Raw genomic sequence first — 2,227 nt, 5'->3', positions numbered from 1 at the left:
CACGATGGCTCAAACCCCAAGTGCACCAAATGCAGTTGTGGTTGATGCAGCCATAACTGACAATATTTATCAGTTATATGAGGGTACTGTTACTAAGATTGATAAGAAGACTCGTACAATTTTCTTTAAAAATAATGAAGGAGAATCAAAGTTCGTTGCCGGCCCTGAGATTAAAAACTTTGACCAGATCAAAAAAGGTGATCGCCTGAATGTTACCTATGAACTCGCTGTTGCAATTGAACTGATCAAGACTAAGAGTGACGGCATTCGTAGCAAAGTGGAAACCTCATCTGAGGTGACCTCGAAGCCAGGTGAAAAACCAACTCGCACGATTACTAACACCACCACCATCATTGCTGACATTATTGCCGTCGATCGCCCCAAGAAACTGGTTTCCGTTAAGGGCCCTAGTGGCAAAGTTACCGTGGTAACGGTAAAGAACCCGCAGTTGCTAGCCGACGTAAATGTTGGTGAGCAAGTTAAGGTAGTTTATTTTGATGCAATGGCTGCATCTATCACTACACCGAAAAAGAAGTAAGGTAAACAGTATTGAATAAAAGCAGGGATCTGATTTGAGCATTCGTATCTATTGGGTCCTTGCGCTTGTTGCCCTACTCTCGGCATGTGCTAGCACTACTCGCCCAGGAGCAGTAGGCATAAACAGATCACAATTCATGATGGCTTCAACAGAAGATGTAAATCGTCTTTCTGCTGTGAGTTATAGTGAGCAAAACCAAAAAGCAAAAGAAAAAAATATACTGGTCACCTCAGGACCTACCTACGATCGCTTGAAGCTGATTGCGAATAGACTGATTCCACAAACTGAGGTATTTAGGGATGACACCAGACAATGGGATTGGCAGTTAACTCTCATTAATGCCCCAACACTCAACGCTACTTGTGCGCCTGGCGGAAAGATTACCTTTTACACAGGCATCATTGAGCAGCTCAATCTAAATGATGATGAAATAGCTGCCATCATGGGCCATGAGATTGCTCATGCCTTAAGGGAGCACGGTAGAGAGCGTGTATCTCAAGCAGCAGCGCAAAATGTATTGGTGAATATTGCAACGGCTCTAGCTGGTCCCTATGGCTCTGCAGTCAGCGCCGCCAATCAAGTGGCGCACTACGCAATCGTTTTACCCAACTCACGAGAAAATGAGTCCGAAGCAGATGCCATTGGATTGGAGCTTGCTGCAAGAGCAGGCTATAACCCCATGGGTGCAATTAGTGTTTGGCAAAAGATGCTAAAGGCGACGAAGGATAAAAACTCTCCAGAATTTTTATCCACCCATCCTTCTGGTGAAACCCGAATTGAGCAATTGACAGCACTCATCCCTGCGGTTGAACCTATCTATAAAGCGGCACCAAAGCCACCTTCAAGCAATCAAAAAAAGATATAACACTTCAATGGTGTACATTTAAATGCGCAGGATCGGTTCTGTTCCTGCAAGTAGCGCAATATATCAAGGAGTAATGCTTGGAAAAACTAACAGCTCGGCAGCGTTATTTAATCGCTGCTATTGGCATGGCAGTACTCATGGCGGGCCCCTTTCTCACACTTGGCTTGTATGCCTGGTTTGAAGGGGTCGAAGAACACCGCACCATTTTTCTTCAGTACTTTCAGCAGCTTTTTCCTCTAGGAGTTGCACTCACCTTAGGTGCATTGATATCGGGTTTTGTTGTGCTCAATCGACTGTTTAATACCTATGTTAGTGGCATTGCTGCCACTTCTGAGCGTCTTAAAGTGATGCTCAGCAGCAATCGAGAACTACGCCTCGAGCTTCAAGGTCCACCAGAATTACGTGAAGTCATTCATGCCATGAATCGCTTGGCCGATCAACGGGATCATAAGATTGACGAGATTGAAGAAAAGATTAAGGAGCAGATTTCCATCTATCAATCGCTATGCGATAGATCTGCAGATGCCTCGCTTTTGGATAGACCATTGGCAAGCCTTATTTACACTGCGTTTGATACTGAAACAACGGGCTTACAACCAAGTCATGGTGATGAAATCATTCAAATTGGCGCACTTAAAGTTTCCAATGGAAACATTCATACGAATGAAACCTTTGAGGCCCTCATTGACCCGAGGAGATCAATTTCCTCAGAGAGCATCAAGATTCATGGGATAAGCCAAGCAGAAGTGGAGGGAAAGCCCACGATTGATCAGGTGCTACCTATTTTTTATAAGTTTTGCGAGGGTAGCGTATTGCTCGGTCAT

General features: G+C 44.5%; 3 protein-coding genes. All 3 read left to right on the top strand.

The window, feature by feature from the left end; genetic code table 11:
* Positions 1-538: hypothetical protein (locus B7Y67_RS15795; RefSeq protein ID WP_293599455.1), on the top strand; the 538-nt coding region annotated here is incomplete at its 5' end.
* A gap of 136 nt (positions 539-674) precedes the next feature.
* Positions 675-1,403 (top strand): M48 family metallopeptidase, encoded by a 729-nt coding sequence (locus B7Y67_RS15790; protein WP_293599454.1) that lies wholly within the window; start codon positions 675-677, stop codon positions 1,401-1,403.
* A gap of 77 nt (positions 1,404-1,480) precedes the next feature.
* A partial coding sequence (locus tag B7Y67_RS15785; RefSeq protein ID WP_293599453.1) for a PolC-type DNA polymerase III occupies positions 1,481-2,227 on the top strand: 747 nt, incomplete at its 3' end.

The sequence above is a fragment of the Polynucleobacter sp. 35-46-11 genome (assembly GCF_002281105.1).
The sequence above is the reverse complement of the archived record's forward strand: the minus strand, read 5'-3'. Positions and strand labels throughout refer to the sequence as shown.

What these genes read in the sequence shown, in the direction of transcription:
- B7Y67_RS15790 (WP_293599454.1), top strand. Translation starts at nt 675, where the DNA reads ATGATGGCTTCAACAGAAGATGTAAATCGTCTTTCTGCTGTGAGTTAT.